The organism is Pseudomonas sp. JDS28PS106 (genome assembly GCF_036706555.1).
Lineage (GTDB): Bacteria > Pseudomonadota > Gammaproteobacteria > Pseudomonadales > Pseudomonadaceae > Aquipseudomonas.
The window spans coordinates 1-20,299 of record NZ_JBAJGT010000007.1; the positions used below are offsets into that span (position 1 = coordinate 1).

At 62.2% G+C, this 20,299-nt stretch carries 20 protein-coding genes; 13 read left to right on the top strand and 7 right to left on the bottom strand.

Going from position 1 to position 20,299, the window contains the following annotated elements; translation table 11 throughout:
* The coding region (locus TRP66_RS13335) for a hypothetical protein (RefSeq protein ID WP_333402981.1) at positions 1 to 217 on the top strand (217 nt) is incomplete at its 5' end.
* A gap of 124 nt (positions 218 to 341) precedes the next feature.
* Here TRP66_RS13335 and TRP66_RS13340 read toward each other — a convergent pair.
* Together TRP66_RS13340 and TRP66_RS13345 are read right to left on the bottom strand one after the other, a co-directional pair.
* A complete protein-coding gene (locus tag TRP66_RS13340) occupies positions 342 to 1,835 on the bottom strand; it encodes a CoA-acylating methylmalonate-semialdehyde dehydrogenase (protein WP_333402982.1) in 1,494 nt (497 codons plus the stop codon).
* A 47-nt stretch (positions 1,836 to 1,882) separates the two neighbouring features.
* Positions 1,883 to 3,229 (bottom strand): aspartate aminotransferase family protein, encoded by a 1,347-nt coding sequence (locus TRP66_RS13345; protein ID WP_333402983.1) that lies wholly within the window; start codon positions 3,227 to 3,229, stop codon positions 1,883 to 1,885.
* A gap of 112 nt (positions 3,230 to 3,341) precedes the next feature.
* Here TRP66_RS13345 and TRP66_RS13350 point away from each other — a divergent pair, with 112 nt between their 5' ends.
* The 3 genes from TRP66_RS13350 (at position 3,342) to TRP66_RS13360 (ending at position 6,096) form a co-directional block, all read left to right on the top strand.
* Positions 3,342 to 4,262, top strand: a complete 921-nt coding sequence (locus TRP66_RS13350; protein ID WP_333402984.1) for a LysR family transcriptional regulator — start codon at positions 3,342 to 3,344, stop codon at positions 4,260 to 4,262.
* A 76-nt stretch (positions 4,263 to 4,338) separates the two neighbouring features.
* Positions 4,339 to 4,932 (top strand): IMPACT family protein, encoded by a 594-nt coding sequence (locus tag TRP66_RS13355; RefSeq protein WP_333402986.1) that lies wholly within the window; start codon positions 4,339 to 4,341, stop codon positions 4,930 to 4,932.
* Positions 4,933 to 5,409: 477 nt separating this feature from the next.
* On the top strand, positions 5,410 to 6,096 hold the full coding sequence (locus TRP66_RS13360) for an SDR family oxidoreductase (RefSeq protein WP_333402988.1): 687 nt from the start codon (positions 5,410 to 5,412) through the stop codon (positions 6,094 to 6,096).
* Positions 6,097 to 6,111: 15 nt separating this feature from the next.
* On the opposite strand, the gene TRP66_RS13365 is transcribed toward TRP66_RS13360, so the two are convergent.
* On the bottom strand, positions 6,112 to 7,203 hold the full coding sequence (locus tag TRP66_RS13365) for a calcium:proton antiporter (RefSeq protein ID WP_333402990.1): 1,092 nt from the start codon (positions 7,201 to 7,203) through the stop codon (positions 6,112 to 6,114).
* Positions 7,204 to 7,442: 239 nt separating this feature from the next.
* On the opposite strand from TRP66_RS13365, the gene TRP66_RS13370 reads away from it, so the two are divergent.
* From TRP66_RS13370 to TRP66_RS13390, 5 genes are all read left to right on the top strand, one after another.
* Positions 7,443 to 8,363 (top strand): Fe(3+) dicitrate ABC transporter substrate-binding protein, encoded by a 921-nt coding sequence (locus TRP66_RS13370; protein ID WP_333402991.1) that lies wholly within the window; start codon positions 7,443 to 7,445, stop codon positions 8,361 to 8,363.
* Positions 8,364 to 9,353, top strand: a complete 990-nt coding sequence (gene fecC, locus TRP66_RS13375; RefSeq protein ID WP_333402993.1) for an iron-dicitrate ABC transporter permease FecC — start codon at positions 8,364 to 8,366, stop codon at positions 9,351 to 9,353. It abuts the gene before it with no gap.
* Positions 9,350 to 10,318 (top strand): iron chelate uptake ABC transporter family permease subunit, encoded by a 969-nt coding sequence (locus TRP66_RS13380; RefSeq protein WP_333402995.1) that lies wholly within the window; start codon positions 9,350 to 9,352, stop codon positions 10,316 to 10,318. Before fecC ends, TRP66_RS13380 begins: the two co-directional genes overlap by 4 nt.
* A 3-nt stretch (positions 10,319 to 10,321) precedes the next feature.
* Positions 10,322 to 11,113, top strand: a complete 792-nt coding sequence (gene fecE / locus TRP66_RS13385) for a Fe(3+) dicitrate ABC transporter ATP-binding protein FecE (RefSeq protein ID WP_333402997.1) — start codon at positions 10,322 to 10,324, stop codon at positions 11,111 to 11,113.
* A gap of 81 nt (positions 11,114 to 11,194) precedes the next feature.
* On the top strand, positions 11,195 to 12,148 hold the full coding sequence (locus TRP66_RS13390) for an adenosine deaminase (protein ID WP_333402999.1): 954 nt from the start codon (positions 11,195 to 11,197) through the stop codon (positions 12,146 to 12,148).
* Positions 12,149 to 12,257: 109 nt separating this feature from the next.
* On the opposite strand, the gene TRP66_RS13395 is transcribed toward TRP66_RS13390, so the two are convergent.
* Together TRP66_RS13395 and TRP66_RS13400 are read right to left on the bottom strand one after the other, a co-directional pair.
* Positions 12,258 to 12,950: an ArsR/SmtB family transcription factor gene (locus tag TRP66_RS13395; RefSeq protein ID WP_333403002.1), complete on the bottom strand. Its 693-nt coding sequence runs from the start codon at positions 12,948 to 12,950 to the stop codon at positions 12,258 to 12,260.
* A gap of 442 nt (positions 12,951 to 13,392) precedes the next feature.
* Complete coding sequence (locus TRP66_RS13400) at positions 13,393 to 14,304, bottom strand: LysR family transcriptional regulator (protein WP_333403004.1); 912 nt, start codon at positions 14,302 to 14,304, stop codon at positions 13,393 to 13,395.
* A 116-nt stretch (positions 14,305 to 14,420) separates the two neighbouring features.
* Between TRP66_RS13400 and TRP66_RS13405 the strand changes: the two genes are divergently transcribed.
* Entirely contained in the window at positions 14,421 to 15,440 is a 1,020-nt protein-coding gene (locus TRP66_RS13405; RefSeq protein ID WP_333403006.1) for a zinc-binding alcohol dehydrogenase family protein, read from the top strand.
* A gap of 44 nt (positions 15,441 to 15,484) precedes the next feature.
* Here the strand turns inward: TRP66_RS13405 and TRP66_RS13410 are convergent, their stop codons facing one another.
* Together TRP66_RS13410 and TRP66_RS13415 are read right to left on the bottom strand one after the other, a co-directional pair.
* The gene (locus TRP66_RS13410) at positions 15,485 to 16,678 is read right to left on the bottom strand and encodes a multidrug effflux MFS transporter (protein ID WP_333403008.1); all 1,194 of its coding nucleotides are present in this window, start codon (positions 16,676 to 16,678) and stop codon (positions 15,485 to 15,487) included.
* A 105-nt stretch (positions 16,679 to 16,783) separates the two neighbouring features.
* Positions 16,784 to 16,981 carry a heavy-metal-associated domain-containing protein gene (locus TRP66_RS13415; RefSeq protein ID WP_333403009.1) on the bottom strand — a complete coding sequence of 66 codons (198 nt, stop codon included), beginning with the start codon at positions 16,979 to 16,981 and terminating at the stop codon, positions 16,784 to 16,786.
* 147 nt (positions 16,982 to 17,128) lie between these two features.
* Between TRP66_RS13415 and TRP66_RS13420 the strand changes: the two genes are divergently transcribed.
* The 3 genes from TRP66_RS13420 (at position 17,129) to cueR (ending at position 20,176) form a co-directional block, all read left to right on the top strand.
* On the top strand, positions 17,129 to 17,509 hold the full coding sequence (locus tag TRP66_RS13420; RefSeq protein WP_333403011.1) for a hypothetical protein: 381 nt from the start codon (positions 17,129 to 17,131) through the stop codon (positions 17,507 to 17,509).
* A gap of 70 nt (positions 17,510 to 17,579) precedes the next feature.
* Positions 17,580 to 19,778 (top strand): heavy metal translocating P-type ATPase, encoded by a 2,199-nt coding sequence (locus TRP66_RS13425; protein WP_333403013.1) that lies wholly within the window; start codon positions 17,580 to 17,582, stop codon positions 19,776 to 19,778.
* A complete protein-coding gene (gene cueR, locus TRP66_RS13430) occupies positions 19,775 to 20,176 on the top strand; it encodes a Cu(I)-responsive transcriptional regulator (RefSeq protein ID WP_333403015.1) in 402 nt (133 codons plus the stop codon). Before TRP66_RS13425 ends, cueR begins: the two co-directional genes overlap by 4 nt.
* The last annotated feature ends 123 nt before the right edge of the window (positions 20,177 to 20,299 follow it).

The window sequence follows — 20,299 nt, forward strand, 5'->3', positions numbered from 1 at the left end:
TCTGTATCTGTCAAGCGGTTATTTTCAGAAGTTTTTCATTTTACCGAACAACTTCAACCACTTGCGCTTCGATCAACCTGTTGCGTTGCTCGTCAGCGGGAGGCGAATTCTACAGCGTTACAACCGCGTGTCAAACTCTTTTTTCTCACCGCTGTCGATCAACCGGATCGACGCTGCTTCTTCGCTGACTTCACTTCAAAACCTTGTAACTCATTGAATCAGAAGGCTTTTTCGTTTCCGTCTGCGCCGGAAGTGGGGCGAATTATAGAGACATTGAGAGGCACGTCAACACTTAATTTCAAAAAACTGTCATAAAGCTTTCAGCGCCTCTCTGCCCCCCCCTACAGACTCGGAAACGCGAACTGCGAAGCCTCATGGCTGGCACGCTGTGGCCAGCGCTGGGTGATGGCCTTGCGGCGGGTGTAGAACCGTACTCCGTCAGGGCCATAGGCATGCAGGTCGCCGAACAGCGATCGCTTCCAGCCACCGAAGCTGTGGTAAGCAACCGGAACCGGCAGCGGGACGTTGACTCCGACCATTCCGACTTCTATCTCGTCGCAGAACAGCCGTGCCGCTTCGCCATCGCGGGTAAAGATGCAGGTGCCGTTGCCATACTCATGATCGTTGATCAGCTGCATGGCCTGCTCAAGGCTGCCGACCCGGACGATGCACAACACCGGCCCGAAGATCTCTTCCTTATAGATACGCATCTCCGGCGTGACACGGTCGAACAGACAGCCGCCCAGGAAGAACCCTTGTTCGTGACCACTGACTTCCAGGCCGCGCCCGTCGACGACCAGCTCTGCGCCCGCCTGCACGCCGTCTTCTATATAGCCGCTGACCTTATCGCGATGTTGACCTGTCACCAGCGGCCCCATATCCAGCCCGCAAACAGTACCGGCCCCGATCTTCAGCTCCCGGATTTGCGGCACCAGTCTGGATACCAGTGCGTCAGCGACCTGATCGCCGACGCATACGGCCACTGAAATCGCCATGCAGCGCTCGCCACAGGAACCGTAAGCCGCGCCCATCAGAGCGCTGACAGCATTGTCGAGATCGGCGTCAGGCATCAGCACCGCATGGTTCTTGGCGCCACCGAGCGCCTGTACACGCTTGCCCCGCGCGGTTGCTTCCTTATAGATGTACTCGGCGATCGGCGTGGAACCGACGAAACTCAAAGCCTTGACCTCCGGCGCTTCGATCAGGGCATCCACCGCGACCTTGTCGCCGTGCACCACATTAAGCACTCCCTTGGGCAAGCCAGCCTCGTGCAGTAGCTCTGCGATCAGCAAAGTCGAACTCGGATCGCGCTCCGACGGCTTGAGGATGAAGCAGTTACCGCAAACGATGGCCAGCGGATACATCCAGAGCGGGACCATTGCCGGAAAGTTGAATGGCGTGATGCCAGCCACGATGCCCAGCGGCTGGAAGTCCGACCAGGCATCGATGTTCGGCCCTACGTTACGGCTATATTCCCCCTTGAGCAGCTCCGGCGCTGCACAAGCGAATTCCACGTTCTCGATACCCCGCTTGAGTTCGCCCGCCGCATCCTCAAGCGTCTTGCCATGCTCTTCGCTGATCAATTGCGCGATTCGCGCTTCGTTCTGTTCCAGCAGTTGCTTGAAGCGAAACATGACCTGGGCTCGCTTCGCCGCCGGCGTATTGCGCCAGGCCGGAAAGGCCGAGCGGGCCGAGTCGATGGCTTTCTGCACCGTTTCGCGGCTGGCGAGCGAGACCTGACGAACCACCTGCCCGATGGAAGGATTGAATACGTCGGCAGTACGATCGCTTTCGGTAACCCGTTCACCATAGATCAAATGAGGGATGCTGCTCATGCAAAGACTCCGGAATGTATTGGCGTTTCTTGTAGGAATGGAATGAGTCAGTCGACCTGGTTCAGTGCTTCGCCCACCGCATCGAACATCCGGTCCAGATCCTGCGTCTGGCTGTTGAATGTCGGACCGAACTGCAAGGTGTCGCCGCCGAAGCGTACATAGAAACCCGCCTTCCAGAGTTTCATCGCGGTTTCAAAAGGACGCACGATCATGTCTCCATCCCTTGGGGCGAGCTGGATAGCGCCCGCCAGCCCGTAGTTGCGGATGTCGACGATATGTCGCGCGCTCCTCGTGCCATGCAGGCTCTTCTCGAAGTGCGGAGCAGTCTGCGCCGCTTGCTGTACCAGGTTCTCGCGCTGCAGCAATTCGAGAGCGGCAAGGCCCGCCGCGCAGGCCACGGGATGCGCGGAGTAGGTGTAGCCATGGGGAAACTCGACAGCGTACTCCGGCGTCGGCTGGTTCATGAATGTCTGGTAGATCTCACTGCTGGCGATCACGGCCCCCATCGGAATGGCACCATTGGTAATCTGCTTGGCGATGCACATCAGGTCCGGCGTGACGCCGAAGCTGTCGGCACCGAACATCGAACCGGTACGGCCGAAACCTGTGATGACCTCGTCGAAGATCAGCAGGATGTTGTGCTGGTCACAGATCTCGCGGAGTCTCTTGAGGTAGCCCTTCGGCGGAACGATGACGCCCGCGGAGCCGGCCATAGGTTCGACAATCACCGCAGCGATGTTCGAAGCATCGTGCAGTTCGATCAGCTTGAGCATCTCGTCTGCCAGCGCCACCCCGCCCTTCTCGGGCTCGCCCCGGGAAAACGCGTTATCCCCGAGCAATGTATGCGGCAGATGGTCGACGTCCATCAGCTGTCCGAACAGCTTGCGGTTACCGTTGACGCCGCCAAGGCTGGTACCGGCGACGTTCACGCCATGATAGCCACGGGCACGGCCGATCAGCTTGGTCTTGGTCGCCTGCCCCTTGAGCCGCCAGTAGGCGCGGACCATCTTCACCGCCGTATCGGCACATTCCGATCCTGAGTTGGTATAGAAGACGTGGTTCAGGTTACCCGGTGTCAGCTCCGTGATCTTTTCCGCCAGTTGAAAGGACAGCGGATGACCGAACTGGAACCCCGGCGAGTAATCGAGAGTCCCCAGCTGCCGGCTCACCGCCTCCTGAATCTCCTTGCGCGTGTGTCCCGCCCCGCATGTCCACAATCCTGATAGCCCATCGTAGATCTGCCGCCCTTGATCGTCCGTCAGGTAGCTGCCCTGCGCCGCCACGATCATTCGCGGGTCTCGCTGGAAATTTCGGTTCGCCGTGTAGGGCATCCAGTGAGCATCGAGTTTCAAAGGCGTGGCTACAGATGTTTCGGAAGGCTCGAACATGTTCATTGCAGCAACCTCACGGACGGGTCAGCGTTGATGGGATTGCAGGGAAGGTGCCACGGGCCTAAAGTCTGAAAAACCCGATTTTTACGATCTTCAGTCAAGGCACCGTTAAACAATGAGCAGTTGCCGCCCCGACCCGCTCGCGCAAGTGAGCGACTTTGACATTCGCTTGCTGCGCATTTTCAAAAGTGTGGTTGAAGCCGGCGGTTTTTCCGCTGCCGAAGGCGTGCTCGGCATAGGCCGTTCGGCCATCAGTCAGCATATGAGCGATCTGGAACAGCGGCTCGGACTGCGCTTGTGCCAGCGAGGCCGCGCGGGGTTTTCGGTTACGGCGGAGGGGCGAGAGGTGTATCAGTCGTCACTGCAACTGCTCAGTGCACTGGAGAGTTTTCGTACCGAGGTCAATGGCCTTCACCGGCATCTGCGTGGCGAGCTGAACATAGGCCTCACCGACAATCTGGTGACCATGCCGCACATGCGCATTACCCATGCCCTGGCGCAACTGAAAGACCGCGGCCCGAACGTGCAGATCAACATTCGCATGATCGCGCCGAACGAGGTCGAGCAAGGCGTGCTCGATGGACGCCTGCATGTCGGCGTGGTGCCTCAGACCAGTGCGTTGCCTGGGCTGGACTATGCATCTTTATATAGTGAGCGCTCGTTGTTGTACTGCGCCGTGGGACATCCTCTGTTTTACGTGGATGACGCACAACTGGCCGATGAGCGCCTTGCGTCCCAGGATGCCATCGCTCCCACCTTCCGATTGCCTGCGGAGATCCAGGATCACTATCGCGCGCTGTCTTGCACGGCCAGTGCTTCGGATCGTGAGGGGATGGCTTTTCTGATCCTCACCGGCCGCTATATTGGCTACCTGCCGGATCACTATGCCGCCGCCTGGGTGCAGCAGGGACGCTTGAGGGCCTTGAAACCCGCCACACGTTTTTATGACCTTAGCCTGGTCACAGTCACGCGCCGCGGCCGCCGTCCTCATCTGGTGCTGGAAAGTTTCCTGCACAGCCTTGCGACCACTCGATGACCCGTCCGCGTCAAAAAGCGAGGCCTGACGCCGCGGGCCTTGTAGAATCCTTCTTTCGTCGATACCAGGACCTCCCATGGCATTTACCCTCGCCGCCCCCTGTGAATTTCGCGAGGAAATTCGCAAAAGCCGTTTCGTAACCCTCGCGGCGCCTGTTGCCAGCCCTGCCGATGCACAGGCTTTCATCGAGCAGAACAGTGTCGCGGAGGCAACGCACAACTGCTGGGCGTGGAAAATCGGCGCTCAGTACCGCAGCAATGACGACGGCGAACCGGGCGGTACCGCCGGCCGGCCAATTCTCGCCGCCATCGAAGCTCAGGAATTCGATCAGGTCGTGGTGCTGGTCATCCGCTGGTATGGCGGCATTCAGCTGGGTACCGGAGGGCTTGCCCGTGCGTATGGCGGCGGCGCCAACAAGTGCCTGCAACAAGCCGCGCGCCTGCCGCTGGTCAATCGGCAAGGATTCAGGCTTGAATGCACGTTCAGCGAACTGGCCCTGGTAAAACTTCGAATCGCGGAAATCGATGGCGTCGTCGACAACGAGACGTTCACCGCCAACGGCGTACAGATGACACTTGCCATCGCGCCTGCGTCCGCCGAGCTGCTGCAGCGTCAACTGGCCGACCTGAGTCGAGGCAGAATCATTCTCGAAGCCGACCCGCCTTCCTGATCATCCGACACCCGCCGTATTTGCTCACACCTGCTGTGCACCCGATTGTGGATAAGCTGAGCATATCGCGCTGCAGGCCTTACCCGGCTTGCGATACAAAGGTTCGATCATTTTTTGCGCAATTGGATGGGCAATCCGTTATTCGGCCCGAAAATCAGCAGCTTGGCTGCGCTTATATCCCTTTCTACCCGGCAAACGGAGCTTTATGCCTGGCCGCGCCGGTTGCGCACCGTAACTGTGGAGCAACCTGTGGATAAAGGGTGCAAAGCCGCGGCAACCCTCGACGGTTGCGCCCTCACTGCCCACTGGTTATTTTTTAACCAGTCGACACCGATCATCGTTGCAGGCAACATCTGCTCAGCCTCCGACTTGCCCTGAACGAAACCCGTCATACTAATGCCCAACGCTATATAACAGGCGTTCCGCCATTCGGGTCTCGTGTCGCCGACCCTTCATTCACTGCCGAGGAATCCTTCCATGACCACTAGCAAAACCGCGCTGATCATCGGTGCTTCCCGGGGCCTGGGACTCGGGCTCGTGCAACGCCTCACCGAGCAGGGCTGGAAGGTAACCGCCACGGTACGCGACCCGCACAAGGCTGATGCGCTCAAGGCGCTTCCCAACGTCCACATCGAAACGCTGGATATTGATGAGATCGCCTCGCTGGAAGTGCTGATGCAGAAGCTCAAGGGTGAAGTATTCGACGTGCTGTTCGTCAATGCCGGCGCACTGGGTCCCAGGCACCAGAGCGCTGCCCAGGCGACCGCCGCGGAGCTGGGTCAGCTGTTTCTCACCAACGCGGTCGCGCCGGTCCGGCTGGCCGAACGCCTGATCGGCCAGATTCGGCCGGGAACCGGCGTGCTGGCCTTCATGAGTTCGGTACTGGGCAGCATCGCCTGCCCCGAAGGCGCGGAGCTGGCGCTGTACAAGGCCAGCAAGGCCGCACTGAACTCCATGACCAACACCTTCTTCACCCAACTCGGAGAACCCCGCCCGACCGTGCTCTCACTGCACCCGGGCTGGGTCAAAACCGACATGGGCGGCGAAAACGCGCACATCGACGTTCTTACCAGCACGACCGGACTGGTCGAACAGCTCAACGCCTACGCGGGCGAGGGCGGACTCCACTTCATCAATTACAAGGGTGAGCGGCTGGTGTGGTGAAGACGCGGGTAGCGTTCACAACCCCAGACACGACAACATGATGAAGGTCGCGAACAGCACGAAGTGAGTCATGCCCTCGATGGCATTGGTCTGCCCGTCGTTGAGGTTGATCGCGCTGACCAGCAGGGTGATCACGATCATGACGGTCTGCACCGGGGTCATCGCCATCTGGAACGGCTGTCCGCTGTAAAGCGCCATGGCTTCCATGGCCGGAACGGTCAGGATCACGGTGGACAGCGAGGCACCGAGCGCGATGTTGACCACCGACTGCATGCGGTTGGCGAGCGCGGCGCGCAAGGCCGTGAGGATTTCGGGCGCCGCGGAGATGGCCGCGACCAGGATCGCCGTGAGGACCGGTGGCGCGCCGGAACCTTCCAGACCCAGGTCGATGGTCTTGGACATGACCTCGGCCAGAGCGCCGATCACTACCACGCCCAGCACCAGGATACCGATGGACAGCGTCAGGTTGACCGGTTTGCTGTGGGCTTCGGCGGGCTCCTGGCGTTTTTTCTTTTCCGGATAGCTGTAGCTGAAGAAGTAGCTGTGCGGTCCGACCTGCATGCGCAGGAACAGCGTGTAGAGCACGATCATCGCGCCTATGGTGAAGGCCGAATACAGCTTCCATTTCTCGCTGGGAATGAATTCCGGGACGACCATCGACACGCCCATCGCGGTCAGGATCATCACACTATAGGTGCGCGCCGAATCATCGTTGTACGCCTGCTCGCCGTGCTTGAGCCCGCCCATCAGGGCCGCGAGCCCGAGAATCCCGTTGATATCGAGCATCACCGCTGAATAGATAGTGTCGCGCACCAGAGTCGGTGAGGGCTCATTGCTCATCATGATCGCGAGGATTACGACTTCGACCAGCACGGCGGACAGTGTCAGGATCATGGTGCCATAGGGGTCACCGACCTTCTCGGCCAGCACTTCGGCGTGATGCGCCACCCGCATGGACGCGCAGATGATGAAACCGACCAGCACCAATCCCGCCACCAGCGCGACCATCTGGCCGTTGCCCAGCAGCGTGTGCTCCAGCGAATAAGCGACGGCGGTCGCGATGATCGCCAGAATCAGAAACGTTTCTTGCTTTAACAAAGAGCCCATGTCACTCCCGTGCCGTGCGATGGACGGACGCGCCGCCGCTTTCCAGCTAGTGGTCAATAAGTCGTTGAGAGTCGAGCCTGTGACAAAAGGTTTCAACGAAACGGCGGGATGAGAACCGCCCGCAGCCGCAAATGACTTTTGATCCTGCCGCCCTGATGTGAAATAGTGCCCGCCGTTTTCAATCGCGGCCTGTCTGGCGCGATGTTCTTCGCTTTGAATGGCTTCAGGAGACCTTCGTCATGCGCCAACCGCGAATCCTGCAACTGCTGACCGGGGCCATTCTGGCCCTGACGGTGGGCGCGCTTCAGGCAGCGCCCATCGACATCGAGGATGGCCAGCACAAGGTGCATCTTCCCGATACGCCCAAGCGTGTTGTGGTCCTGGAGTTCTCGTTTCTCGACAGTCTGGCTTCGGTCGGCGTAACGCCGGTCGGGGCTGCGGACGACGGGGATGCGAATCGGGTCCTGCCCAAGGCACGCAAGGCCATCGGCGAATGGCAGTCGGTGGGCCTGCGCTCTCAACCCAATATCGAAGTGATCGCCCGGTTGGAACCTGACCTGATCATTGCCGACCTGGGTCGTCATCAAGCGCTGTACAACGATCTGTCGAGCCTGGCACCGACGCTGATGCTGCCTTCGCGCGGCGAAGATTACGAGGGCAGCCTCAAATCCGCCGAACTGATCGGGACCGCGCTGGGCAAAGCGCCACAGATGCAGGCGCGGATCGCCAGCAACAGAGAGCACCTCAAAGAGATCGCAGCGCAGATCCCGTCGGGCGCCAAGGTGTTGTTCGGCGTGGCGCGCGAAGACAGTTTCTCCGTGCACGGTCCACACTCCTACGCGGGCAGCGTGCTCAAAGCCATCGGCTTGCAGGTGCCGGAAGTGCGCAAGAACGCCGCGCCGACCGAGTTCGTCAGCCTGGAACAGTTGCTTGCGCTGGATCCGGCCTGGCTGCTGGTTGGCCATTATCGTCGCCCGAGCATCGTCGATGGCTGGAGCAAGCAGCCGCTCTGGCAAGTACTGGGTGCCGTGCGCAGCCAGCATGTTGCGGAGGTCGATGGCGACAGCTGGGCGCGCAACCGGGGGATCATGGCCTCGGAACAGATCGCCGACGACGCGCTTGCCATCCTCAAAGGCGGCAAGGCCGTGCTGAATCCGTAAATGCGCCGCTGGGGGTTGGCGACGCTGATCGCCGTGGTCTGCATGGGGCTGTTCTGGGTCTCGCTGTTCGCGCTGTCGCCGTTCGACATCACGCGCGCCGACGCGTGGCGCGGCTTGGTGGCTCAGGGCGCAGGCGGCAGCAATATCGCTTATGTGGTCGCGCAACTGCGGGTACCGCGGGCGCTCTGCGCGGCGCTGGTCGGTGCCTGCCTGGGCGTCGCCGGCGCCTTGATGCAAGGCATTACCCGCAACCGCCTTGCCTCCCCTTCGCTGTTCGGCGTCACGGCCGGCGCCGCGCTGGGTCTGGCCTTGTTTTCCACCGGGCTGGTCACGCTGCCGATGCCCGGCGGCGCCTTGCTGATGACTTGTCTGGGTGGCGCGCTGGCATGGCTGACGGTGTTCAGTCTCGGCGGCGCGTGGTCGCCCGGCGCGGCTCAGGGCCGCCTCGTGCTGGCGGGTGTCGCTGTGGCGGCGTTGTGCGCGGCCTTGACCCGGCTGACCGTCATTCTGGTCGAAGCTCAGGCGCAAAGCGTCCTCAACTGGCTGGCCGGCTCGCTGGCGAACGTGGGCGCGGATCAACTGCGCTTACTGTGGCCTTGCACCTTGATCGGTGTCCTGCTGGCCGTCGCCTGCGCGCCGCGCCTGAATCTGATCAACCTGGGTGATGACGCCGCGCGCTCGCTGGGCGTACGCATCGGCCCGCTGCGACTGCTGGTGTTCGTGGTCAGCCTGTTGCTGGTCGGCGCCAGCGTTTGCGCGGTCGGCCCCATTGGTTTCGTCGGGCTGATCGCACCGAACATCGCCCGCCAGTGGCTGGGCAACGATTACCGCTGGCTGATCCCGATCAGCGCCGGCCTGGGCGCGGCCATCGTGCTCGCCTCGGACTTGATGAGCCGCGCGGTGGCGTTTCCGGTGGAGACACCCGCCGGCGTGGTGACCGCCTTGATCGGTGCGCCGTTCTTTCTGTTTCTGGCCAGGCGCGCGCTATGAACCGACCCGCACCCAGACTCGTTCTGCTGCTGACGCTGTTGGCTCTGGCGATCGGACTGAGCCTGAGCGCCGGTACGATGTGGCTGACGCCCGACGCGGTGCTCGACCACCTGATCGCGCATGACAGCAAGGATTTCGAGGTCTGGAATCATCGCTTGCCCAGGGCCCTGATCGCTGTCATCACCGGCGCGGCCTTCGGCCTGGCTGGCGCCATCGTTCAGGGCGTGATTCGCAATCCGCTGGCCTCGCCGGAAATTCTCGGTGTCACCCAGGGAGCGGGTCTGGCGCTGACCATCGCTATCATTGGCTTGCCGCAACTGCCGGTCGCATGGCTGCCGTTGGTGGCCTGCCTCGGCGGCGCCGCGGGAGCGGTCTTGCTGGCCATCTACAACGCGGGCGTGCAGTTTTCCGGCGTCCGCTTTGCGCTCTCTGGCGTGGCAATTGCCGTTACGCTGTCGAGCATTACCGAGTTTCTGATCCTGTCCAACCCGCTGGACATCAACACGGCGCTGCTGGCGCTGACCGGCAGCCTGTGGAGTCGCAACTGGCATCACGTGCTACTCGCCTTGCCGTTTCTGATTCTGATCCCCGCCGGACTGTTACTCGCCAAACCCCTGAATCTGATCGGTCTGGGCGACGAAGCCGCGCAGACGCTGGGCACCGCGCTCGGGCGCGTACGCCTGCTGGCGATGTCCTGTGCGGTCCTGCTGACCAGCCTTGGCGTCGGCATCATTGGCCCGGTGGGTTTCGTGGGACTGGTCGCCCCGCACATGGCCCGGCGTCTGGTGGGCGGCCATCATCAGTTCCTGCTGCCCGCCTCTATGTTGCTCGGCGCCCTGTTGCTGGTGCTGGCCGATACCCTGGGCCGTACGCTGATCGCCCCGAGCGAGATTCCCGCTGGCATTCTGACCGCCGTCATCGGCGCGCCTTATTTCCTCTGGCTGCTGGCACGTTTCAAAGGTTGACCCATGAGCATTCTTCAGGCGCAGCACCTGCACATCGGCTACGGCGCAACGCGCATCGTGCAGGATCTTTCCTTCAGCCCGCCAGCTGGCGAGGTCACGGCCCTGATCGGCCCCAACGGGTGCGGCAAGTCCACCTTGCTCAAGGCTTTCGCGCGGATTCTCACGCCCCAGGCAGGCAGTCTGACACTGGACGGCCGGGATTACGCTGGCCTGTCAGCGCGGGAGCTGGCGTGCAAAGTGGCGTTCTTGCCTCAGGTCTTGCCGATTCCCGAGGGAGTCAGCGTTCGCCAGTTGGTCGCCTACGGCCGTAGTCCGCACAACAGCCTCTGGGGTCGCCTCAGCGGCGCCGACCGGACGCATGTCGACCAGGCCTTGCAGCGCATGGAACTGGAGACTCTGGCCGAGCGCCCGCTCGCCGATCTGTCCGGGGGCCAGCGGCAGCGGGCCTGGCTGGCGATGATCCTGGCTCAGGATGCGTCCATCGTTCTGCTGGACGAACCGACGACTTATCTCGATATCAGTCATCAAGTGGAGCTGCTGGACCTGATGCGCCAGCTCAGCGCCGAGGGCAAGACCGTCGTCACTGTGTTGCATGACATCAATCAGGCTTGCCGCTATGCCGATCACCTGGCCGTCATGCACGCCGGGCGGCTGGTGGCCAGCGGTGCGCCGGGAGATGTGCTGGACGCCGAACTGGTCTGCAAGGTGTTCGATGTGCAGGTACAGATCCTGCGCGAGCCGGTGGCCGGCACGCCGATGTGCATCGTCGAACGCAGCACTCGCTGCTCCGGTTGACAGCGCCGGTCAGGTTTTACCCTGCGGTCGGGCGCGCGTCTGTACAATGCCGGCGTTTTGCACCTGATGAGAAAAGCACACATGTACGACTGGTTGAACGCCCTGCCGAAGGCTGAATTGCACCTGCATCTCGAAGGCTCATTGGAGCCCGAGCTGCTTTTCGCCCTGGCCGAGCGCAACAGTGTGGCCCTGCCCTGGGCCGATGTCGAAACCCTGCGCAAGGCGTACGCCTTCAACAACCTCCAGGAGTTTCTGGATCTCTACTACCGCGGCGCCGACGTACTGCGCACCGAGCAGGATTTCTACGACCTGACCTGGGCGTACCTGCAACGCTGCAAAGAACAGAACGTCATTCACACCGAGCCGTTCTTCGATCCGCAGACGCACACCGACCGGGGCGTTCCGTTCGAAGTGGTGCTGGCCGGTATCGCCGCCGCGCTGAAAGACGGACAGTCAAAGCTGGGCATCACCAGCGGCCTGATCCTCAGCTTTCTGCGTCACCTGAGCGAAGAAGAAGCCCAGAAGACGCTGGACCAGGCCTTGCCGTTTCGCGATGCTTTCGTGGCGGTCGGTCTGGACAGCTCCGAAAAGGGCCATCCGCCGAGCAAGTTCAAGCGTGTTTTCGACCGTGCACGCGGCGAAGGCTTTTTGACCGTGGCGCATGCCGGTGAAGAAGGCCCGCCCGAATACATCTGGGAAGCTCTGGATCTGTTGAAAATCCAGCGTATCGATCATGGCGTGCGCGCCATCGAAGACGAGCGCCTGATGCAGCGGATCATTGACGAGCAGATCCCGCTGACCGTCTGCCCGCTGTCGAATACCAAGCTGTGCGTGTTCGATCACATGTCGCAGCACAACATCCTCGACATGCTTGAACGGGGTGTGAAAGTCACGGTGAACTCGGATGACCCGGCCTACTTCGGCGGCTACGTCACCGAAAACTTCCATGCGCTCTACACCCACCTGGGCATGACCCAGGATCAGGCGCAACGTCTGGCTCAGAACAGCCTGGATGCGCGACTGGTCAAGCCGTGAATCCGGGGCGCTGACCGACCCTGCGGCTGCCTGCGCATCGCCAGCAAGCTGGCTCCTACGACAACCTCCGTGGGAGCCAGCTTGCTGGCGATGCAGACGCCGCAACTCATCAGGCCGCCGCCGCGATCTTGCTGATTTCCCGCTGTCCGCTGGACGACACCTGCAGGGTGTTGGATTCTTCAGTCGCGCGCAGCCAGCCCATCTGGATGAAGAGCTGCAACAGACCCGCGCCCAGCGCGCCACCCAGATGCGGGCTGCGTTCACTCCATTCGGGGCAAGTACAGACTGTTTCGCGCTTGCGTTGCGCCAGAGCCGGTACATAGATACCGCGCTCGGCGAACTTGATCATGCCCTTGCTGGTGACTTCGATGCGCTGCTCCTGCTGTTCGATCCAGCCGGCACCCAGGAGGCGCTGGTACAACTCGGCCGCCATCTCGCCGCCCAGATGATCCGCGCAGACCCGCGCACGACGCAGCGGCAACGGCGGCATGGGCTGGGCAACGCTGCGGCTGATCTGGTCGGCGCTTGCCAGTGAGGCGCTCGCCAGGGCTTCCACCGCCGCACCCACTTCCGGGGCCGCGAGACGAAAGAAGCGCTTGCGGCCTCGTGCCTCCTGCTTCAACAGACCGCCGCTGGCCAGCCGTGCCAGATGCGCGCCCGCGGAGGACGTCGAAAGCCCCGCCAGCAGGGCCAACTCATCACCAGAGCGGGATGTACCGTCCATCAGAGCCCATAGCATTGCGCTGCGCTTGGGATCCGCCAGCAACGCCGCGATCTGGCTGATGCAAGGTGCATATTCCATGTGTTCACTCCCTGTTGGTACACAACTGGCGCCTTGCCTCACCGGATGGACGCATCATGCTCCGGCAAGTTGCTGTGGATTCGACCCAAAACGCCAAGTACAAATCTTACGCGCTGCCACTTGATCCCGTAATAGCCTTTTGGCACGCTCCGGCAGAAGACATCTATCTGCAACCGGCCAGACAGGATTCAACGGCATGGCGCCTGCATTGTCCGGACCTCGGCCTCCAAGCCTTCTGGTCCGGGCCTTACAGCACTTCCTGCGGGCGTTTGCCCGGCCTGTGGAAGTTTGCCTGAAAGGACGCCAGCTTGAACTTTCTGTTCACCTGCTTCAATAAGCCTGACAGTCAGCCATATGATTTGGCCAAATAACAACGGCCGCTACATGCACTTTCCGAAACATCCGTAAGCGAATTCCCTGCGAAAAGAAATAATCAAACACATTAAACGCGATCAACTAAAGCATGTTGTTCGCAGCGCTGGCGGAGCATGTCCAGCAGCAGGTTCACCGGCTTGCTCAGCTGAGCCCGATGGGCGCATAGCAGATTCAGGGGCGCGAGTTCGCCCTGAAGTTCGGGCAGCAGCACTTTCAGGCGTCCGGCGCGAACGTCCGCGGCCACGTCCAGCGCCGACTTGTAAGCGATGCCCTCGCCCGCCACCGCCCAGCGCCGCACGACATCGGCGTCATCGCTGAAACGGTTGCCACTGACGGTCAGCCCGACTTCGCGGCGACCATCGCTGAACGTCCAGTGGTCGTGAACGCGATGGCCGAGCATGTACAACAGGCAGTTGTGCTGCGCCAACTGTTCGACCTGCATGGGTTCGCCATGCCGCCCCAGGTAAGCCGGCGCTGCGCAGAGCACCCGGCGGTTGGCCGGCGCGACCGGCAACGCGACCAGACTGGAATCCTCCGGTTCGCCATAACGCAACGCCACGTCGACCGGCTGGCGGAACAGGTCGGCGATCCGATCACCCAGCAACAGGCGAACGCTGAGCCCGGGGTGGCGAAGCTGAAACTCATCCAGCCAGGGCAGCAGCACATTGCGGCCCAGGTCCGAGGGTGCCGACAGCTGCAGGATCCCTTCGCAGCGGTCCTGGCTGCTTGCCAACAGACGGCGGCCTTCCTCCAGGCTGGCGAGCGCGGCGCGGGCATATTCGAGGAAACCCTCTCCTTCGGCGGTCAGGCGCAGGCTGCGGGTCGAGCGCGCCAGCAGGCGAGCGCCGAGCTGTTGCTCGATGCGCTTGAGCGCCGCGCTGGCAACCGCGGCGGACAGGTCCATTACCCGCGCCGCGGCAGACAGGCTGCCCAGATCGGCCGCACGCACGAACAGCTGGAGGTCATCGAAGCGCACCATGATGCGACACCCTGATTATCAACATAAGATTGAAAGAGAGTGCTCTTTTAGCGGGTTTTATCTGACATTGAAATGAATAATCATCTGTCCATCCATTTCCCTCGAAGGATTGCCAGATGAAAGCCATTGCCTACTACCAATCGTTGCCCATCACCGATACCCGTTCGCTTAAGGACATCGAACTGCCCGAGCCTGTTGCCGGTCCCCGCGACCTGCTGGTCGAAGTCAAAGCCATTTCGGTCAACCCGGTCGACACCAAGGTGCGGCAGAACGTCCAGCCTGAAGACGGCGCGGCGAAAGTGCTGGGCTGGGACGTGGCGGGCGTGGTCAAGGCGGTGGGCAGCGACGTCACGCTGTTCCAGCCCGGTGACAAGGTGTTCTATGCAGGCTCGCTGATTCGTCCCGGCGCCAACAGCGAGTTGCATGTGGTGGATGAGCGCATCGTCGGCCATATGCCCAAGTCGCTGAGCTTCGCCCACGCAGCCGCGCTGCCGCTGACCGCGATCACCGCCTGGGAACTGCTGTTCGAGCGTCTGCGCATCGCCCAGGGCCAGACTGCAAATGAAGACAGCCTGCTGATCGTGGGCGCCGCAGGCGGTGTCGGCTCGATCCTGACCCAGCTGGCTCGCCAGCTGACCTCGCTGAAAGTCATCGGCACCGCGTCCCGCCCGGAAACCGAGCGCTGGGTGCGTGATCTGGGCGCGCATGAGGTGCTGGACCACAGCAAGCCGCTGAGCGAAGAACTCAAGCGCGTCGGACTGAACGACGTCACCCACGTCGCCAGCCTGACTCAGACCGAGCAGCATCTGGATCAATTAGTGGAGGCGCTCAGGCCGCAAGGCCAACTGGCGCTGATCGACGATCCCAAGACCCTGGATGTGACCAAGCTCAAGCGCAAGAGCCTGTCGCTGCACTGGGAGTTCATGTACACCCGCTCGATGTTCGAGACGGCTGACATGATCGAGCAGCACAACCTGCTCAACCGGGTCGCCGAGCTGATCGATGCGGGCACGCTGAAAACCACGTTCGGCGAGCATTTCGGCACCATCAACGCCGAGAACCTGCGTCGCGCCCATGAGCTGCTGGAAAGCGGCAAGGCCAAGGGCAAGATCGTTCTGGAAGGCTTCGACGCCTGACCGGCCCTGGCGGCACTGCAAGCCGTGCAGTGCCGCCATCGGTATCAGGCGCCTGCCTGAAGATCCCGCGCACGTTGCAGGCGTCGGGTGTAGACCATTGCGCTGACCGCCAGAATGCCGCACAGGCTGATGACCATGGTCATCGGCGTTGCGGTGCCGTCATGTAGCACGCCGACCAGACTCGCCGCGCCTGCCGCCACGCTGAACTGCAAGAAGCCCATCAAGGCCGAGGCGCTGCCCGCCCTGCGGCCCTGTCCGTTCATGGCACAGGCCGACGCATTGGGGATGATGCATCCCAGACTCGCCAGACAGACGAATAACGGTACCAGCAACGGCCAGAGCTGTTCAGTGCGCATCAGGCTAATGCCCAGCACCGTCACGCCGGCAGCCAGGTAAACCCAGACCGCGCGGGACAGCAGGAACGCCGGACCGAACTTGCGCAACAGCCGCGCGTTGACTTGCGCTACCAGAATGAAGCCCGCCGCGTTGGTGCCAAACAGCCAGCCATAGTGCTCAGCCGGCACGCCGTAGAGCTTGATGAACACGAAAGGCGAACCCGCGATGTAGGAAAACATCCCGGCCATCGCAATCCCGCCTGTCAGAGCATGGCCAATGAATACGCGATCCTGGAACAGACCGGCATACAGCCGCAAGGCGCCACTGAGCGGTTGACGCGGATGCTCCGCTGGCATGCTTTCGGGCAGGCCCAGCGCCACGGCGAACAGACAGGCCGCGCTGAACACCGTCAGACACAGGAAGATCGCCTGCCAGCCAGCAGTGTTGACCAGCGCACCGCCCAGCATCGGCGCGAGGATCGGCGCCAGACCCATCACGAGCATCAGCTGGGAGAAAACCTTGGCCGACTCGACTGCGTTGCATTTGTCGCTGACGATGGCCCGCGCCAGTACCATGCCCGCACATCCGCCCAGGGCTTGCACGAAGCGGGCGCCGATCAGCCATTCGAGATTGGGGGCAAATGCGCACGCCAGCGAAGCCAGGGTAAACAGACTGACGCCCACCAGCAGCGGAATTCGCCGTCCGAAGCGGTCGGCCACCGGGCCATAGGCGAGCTGGCCAAGAGACAGGCCCAGAAAATAGGCCGCCAGGGTCAGCTGGATGTGTTTTTCATCCGTCCTGAAATAAGTCGCCATTGCCGGAAAGCCCGGCAGATAGAAATCGATGGCCAGAGGGCCGAAGGCGCTGAGCGCGCCAAGGATAAGGATTGTTCGCAGATTCATCAGACATCCGTCAGCAAGCAGGGCAGCGAGCAAGTTTACCCGCTGGACCCGCCCGGGAACGACGTTCGAACATATTTAATTCAAGATTTTTCAGCGAGCACAGGCTCACGCAATGCTGGCTTGATAACCTTCTTCACCGATCAATTCGATGATTCTCTGCGCCGACAACGAGCTGTCGACCTGCACACGGGCAGCGCTCAGGTCCACATTCACATCCGCTGCGGGGTCGTCGTTGCGGATCGCATCGGTGACCGCACGAACGCAATGCCCACAGGTCATGCCTTGTACTCGAAACTGCTGCATGGAGTGTTCCTCTTGCGTGGATAGTAATCGGCATCATCAACCTTGCCCTCATGGCAAGGTCAAGTTTTCGCGGCGCCTGCCGGGCTGGCGCTCAGGGTGACAGTAAGCCAAGCTTCGTCATTGACGTATTCGACAGGAGTATCAGCGATGCGCTGGTCAGCTTTCAGCCTATTCGGCATTCTCGCTCTATTCGCGGCCTCCCCCGGCGTTCAGGCGGATCAGGACTACGGCATCCTGATCATCTCGCGCGAACGCCTCGAAGTGGCGACCTCCTGCGAGATCGGCGTTTATATTCAGGACCAGTTGGCAGGGCGACTGTTCCAGGAAGATTCGGTGTCCTTCAATCTTCCGCCCGGCGAAGTCTCGGTGCGCCTGCGTCGTCTGCCGGGCAATGTCGTCGGCTGCGAACCGGGCATGGAAGCGCAGAGCAGCACGCGGATCCAGCTGCGCGCCGGGGATATTCTCAAATACCGCATCGCCACCGATCTCAACGGCATGTACCTCAAGAAAGCCAGCCTCAACTATTGATTCGCCCTTGACCTTGCCCATGTGGCAAGGTTGATCCTTGTCGACATCCAGTCTTTCAAGGAGCGAATCGATGCGAGAGCCAATCGCGTTCGACCTGCCCATCAGCGGCATGACGTGCGCCAGTTGCGCGGGGCGGGTCGAGCGTGCGCTTGCCCGAGTGCCGGGCGTCAGCAATGTGACCGTAAACCTGGCCAATGAGCGCGCCCACGTCCTGGCCGAACCGCAGACTGACCCCGACACGCTGATCGCCGCCGTGGGCAAGGCCGGTTATGGCGCGACGCTGCTCCAGAGCGAACAGGTCGATACTGAACGCAAACTCGACGATCTGCGCCGCGAACGCTGGGCGCTCTGGTCGGCGCTGGTCCTCGCGGCACCCTTGATCCTGCCCATGCTCGTGAGCCCTTTGGGCATTCACTGGATGCTGCCGGCCTGGCTTCAGTTCGCGCTGGCGACCCCCGTTCAGTTTCTGCTCGGCGCGCGCTTTTATCTCGCCTCCTGGAAGGCCATCAAGGCCGGCGCCGGCAATATGGATCTGCTGGTAGCCATTGGCACCAGCGCCGGCTATGGCCTGAGTGTCTATCTGTGGCTGACAGCCATTCCCGACCACGCCCCACATCTGTACTTCGAAGCATCCGCCGTGGTCATTGCCCTGGTGCTACTGGGCAAACATCTGGAAAGCCGGGCCAAACGCCAGACGGCCAGCGCCATCCGGGCGCTCGAAGCCTTGCGCCCCGAACGGGCCGTGCGGGTCATTGATGGGCAGGAACAGGAGGTCGCCATCTGTGAGCTGCGCCTCGACGATCAGGTGCTGATCAAGCCGGGCGAGCGCTTTCCGGTGGATGGTCTGGTCCTAGAGGGCCGCAGCCACGCGGACGAAGCCCTGATCACTGGCGAGAGCCTCCCGGTGCTCAAGCAGGCCGGCGACAAGGTAACGGGCGGCGCGATCAACGGCGAGGGTCGTTTGTTGGTGCGGACAACTGCGCTGGGCGCCGAGAGCGTGCTGGCTCGAATCATTCGTCTGGTAGAAGACGCGCAAGCCGGCAAAGCGCCTATTCAGAAGCTGGTGGACAAGGTCAGCCAGGTGTTCGTGCCGGTGGTGCTGATCATCGCCATGGTCACGCTGGCCGGCTGGCTGCTGGCCGGTGCGTCCTGGGAAGCCGCGATCATCAATGCCGTCGCCGTGCTGGTCATTGCCTGCCCGTGCGCGCTCGGGCTGGCGACCCCCGCTGCGATCATGGCCGGAACCGGTGTCGCGGCGCGTTTCGGCATTCTGATCAAGGATGCCGAAGCGCTGGAGCGTGCCCATGCGGTCAATGCGGTGGTGTTCGACAAGACCGGCACGCTCACCAACGGCACGCCACGCATTACCCACATGACAGCGGTTCGGGGTAACGAAGAACAACTATTGCAGCGGGCCGGCGCCCTACAGCGCGGCAGCGAGCACCCCCTCGCCGGCGCCGTGCTTGACGTCTGCCGCGAATGGAAGCTGCCACTGGAGACTGCCGACGAGAGCAGCGTGCTCAGCGGACGCGGGGTGACCGGCACCGTGCAGGGCCGACGTCTGGCGTTGGGTAATCGCAGATTGCTGGAGGACCACGGCCTGACCATGGGCGAACTGGCCGAGTCCGCCCAGGCCTGGGAAACCGAGGGCCGCACGCTGTCCTGGCTGATCGAACTGGCACCGGAGCCCGGCGTGATCGGTGTGTTCGCATTCGGCGATACCCTGAAACCGGAAGCCGGACAGGCCCTGCGCAGCCTGAAAGACCGGGGCATCGCCTGCTCGCTGCTCACTGGCGACAATCAGGGCAGTGCCTGGGCGGTGGCGCGCGAGCTGGGGATCGACGAGGTAGAAGCCGAAGTCTTGCCGGCAGACAAGGCCGCGGCCGTTGCACGCCTGAAAGGGTCCCGAACGGTTGCGATGGTCGGCGACGGGATCAACGATGCCCCGGCCCTGGCCGCGGCCGATGTCGGCATCGCCATGGGCGGCGGCACCGACGTCGCCATGCAGGCAGCCGGCATCACCCTGATGCGTGGCGACCCGCGCCTGGTACCGGCGGCGCTGGAGATCAGCCGCAGGACCTACGCCAAGATCCGTCAGAATCTGTTCTGGGCCTTCATCTACAACCTGATCGGCATTCCGCTGGCCGCCTTTGGCTACCTGAATCCGGTACTGGCGGGGGCGGCCATGGCCTTGTCGAGCGTCAGCGTGGTGAGCAACGCGCTGTTGCTCAAGACCTGGAAACCCTCAAACACGGAGAGTGCGTCATGAACATCGGGCAGGCGGCGAAGAGCAGCGGCTTGAGCGCCAAGATGATCCGCTATTACGAGTCGATCGGCCTGCTTGCCGCCGCCCATCGCAGCGAGAGCGGCTATCGGCAGTACAGTCCTCAGGATCTGCACACGCTGGCCTTCATCAAGCGCTCGAGGGATCTTGGGTTTTCACTGGAAGAAGTGGGCAAGCTGCTGACGCTCTGGCAGGACCGGCAACGCGCCAGCGCCGACGTCAAGGCGCTGGCCCGCGAGCACATCGTCGAATTGAATCGCAAGATCGAAGAACTGGCCGGACTGCGCAACACCCTGCAGGAACTGGTCAGCCATTGCCACGGCGATGACCGCCCCGACTGCCCGATCCTCAAGGACCTGGCCTCGGGCGGGGGGTGTTGCTGATAAGCGTAACGTACTGTGGGATCTGTAGGAGCCAGCTTGCTGGCGATGAAAACAACGCGGGGGATCTGATTTTCCGCAGCGTCCCTATCGCCAGCAAGCTGGCTCCTACAGCCGCAGGCAACG

Bases quoted from the DNA above. Each gene is read 5' to 3' on its own strand.
- TRP66_RS13390 (WP_333402999.1), top strand. From the start codon at position 11,195: ATGTACGACTGGTTGAACGCCCTGCCGAAGGCTGAATTGCACCTGCAT.
- TRP66_RS13415 (WP_333403009.1), bottom strand. From the start codon at position 16,981: ATGCAGCAGTTTCGAGTACAAGGCATGACCTGTGGGCATTGCGTTCGT.
- TRP66_RS13355 (WP_333402986.1), top strand. From the start codon at position 4,339: ATGGCATTTACCCTCGCCGCCCCCTGTGAATTTCGCGAGGAAATTCGC.
- TRP66_RS13400 (WP_333403004.1), bottom strand. From the start codon at position 14,304: ATGGTGCGCTTCGATGACCTCCAGCTGTTCGTGCGTGCGGCCGATCTG.
- TRP66_RS13380 (WP_333402995.1), top strand. From the start codon at position 9,350: ATGAACCGACCCGCACCCAGACTCGTTCTGCTGCTGACGCTGTTGGCT.
- TRP66_RS13425 (WP_333403013.1), top strand. From the start codon at position 17,580: ATGCGAGAGCCAATCGCGTTCGACCTGCCCATCAGCGGCATGACGTGC.
- TRP66_RS13345 (WP_333402983.1), bottom strand. From the start codon at position 3,229: ATGAACATGTTCGAGCCTTCCGAAACATCTGTAGCCACGCCTTTGAAA.
- TRP66_RS13350 (WP_333402984.1), top strand. From the start codon at position 3,342: ATGAGCAGTTGCCGCCCCGACCCGCTCGCGCAAGTGAGCGACTTTGAC.
- TRP66_RS13420 (WP_333403011.1), top strand. From the start codon at position 17,129: ATGCGCTGGTCAGCTTTCAGCCTATTCGGCATTCTCGCTCTATTCGCG.
- cueR (WP_333403015.1), top strand. From the start codon at position 19,775: ATGAACATCGGGCAGGCGGCGAAGAGCAGCGGCTTGAGCGCCAAGATG.
- TRP66_RS13365 (WP_333402990.1), bottom strand. From the start codon at position 7,203: ATGGGCTCTTTGTTAAAGCAAGAAACGTTTCTGATTCTGGCGATCATC.
- fecC (WP_333402993.1), top strand. From the start codon at position 8,364: ATGCGCCGCTGGGGGTTGGCGACGCTGATCGCCGTGGTCTGCATGGGG.
- TRP66_RS13370 (WP_333402991.1), top strand. From the start codon at position 7,443: ATGCGCCAACCGCGAATCCTGCAACTGCTGACCGGGGCCATTCTGGCC.
- TRP66_RS13410 (WP_333403008.1), bottom strand. From the start codon at position 16,678: ATGAATCTGCGAACAATCCTTATCCTTGGCGCGCTCAGCGCCTTCGGC.
- TRP66_RS13360 (WP_333402988.1), top strand. From the start codon at position 5,410: ATGACCACTAGCAAAACCGCGCTGATCATCGGTGCTTCCCGGGGCCTG.
- fecE (WP_333402997.1), top strand. From the start codon at position 10,322: ATGAGCATTCTTCAGGCGCAGCACCTGCACATCGGCTACGGCGCAACG.
- TRP66_RS13405 (WP_333403006.1), top strand. From the start codon at position 14,421: ATGAAAGCCATTGCCTACTACCAATCGTTGCCCATCACCGATACCCGT.
- TRP66_RS13395 (WP_333403002.1), bottom strand. From the start codon at position 12,950: ATGGAATATGCACCTTGCATCAGCCAGATCGCGGCGTTGCTGGCGGAT.
- TRP66_RS13340 (WP_333402982.1), bottom strand. From the start codon at position 1,835: ATGAGCAGCATCCCTCATTTGATCTATGGTGAACGGGTTACCGAAAGC.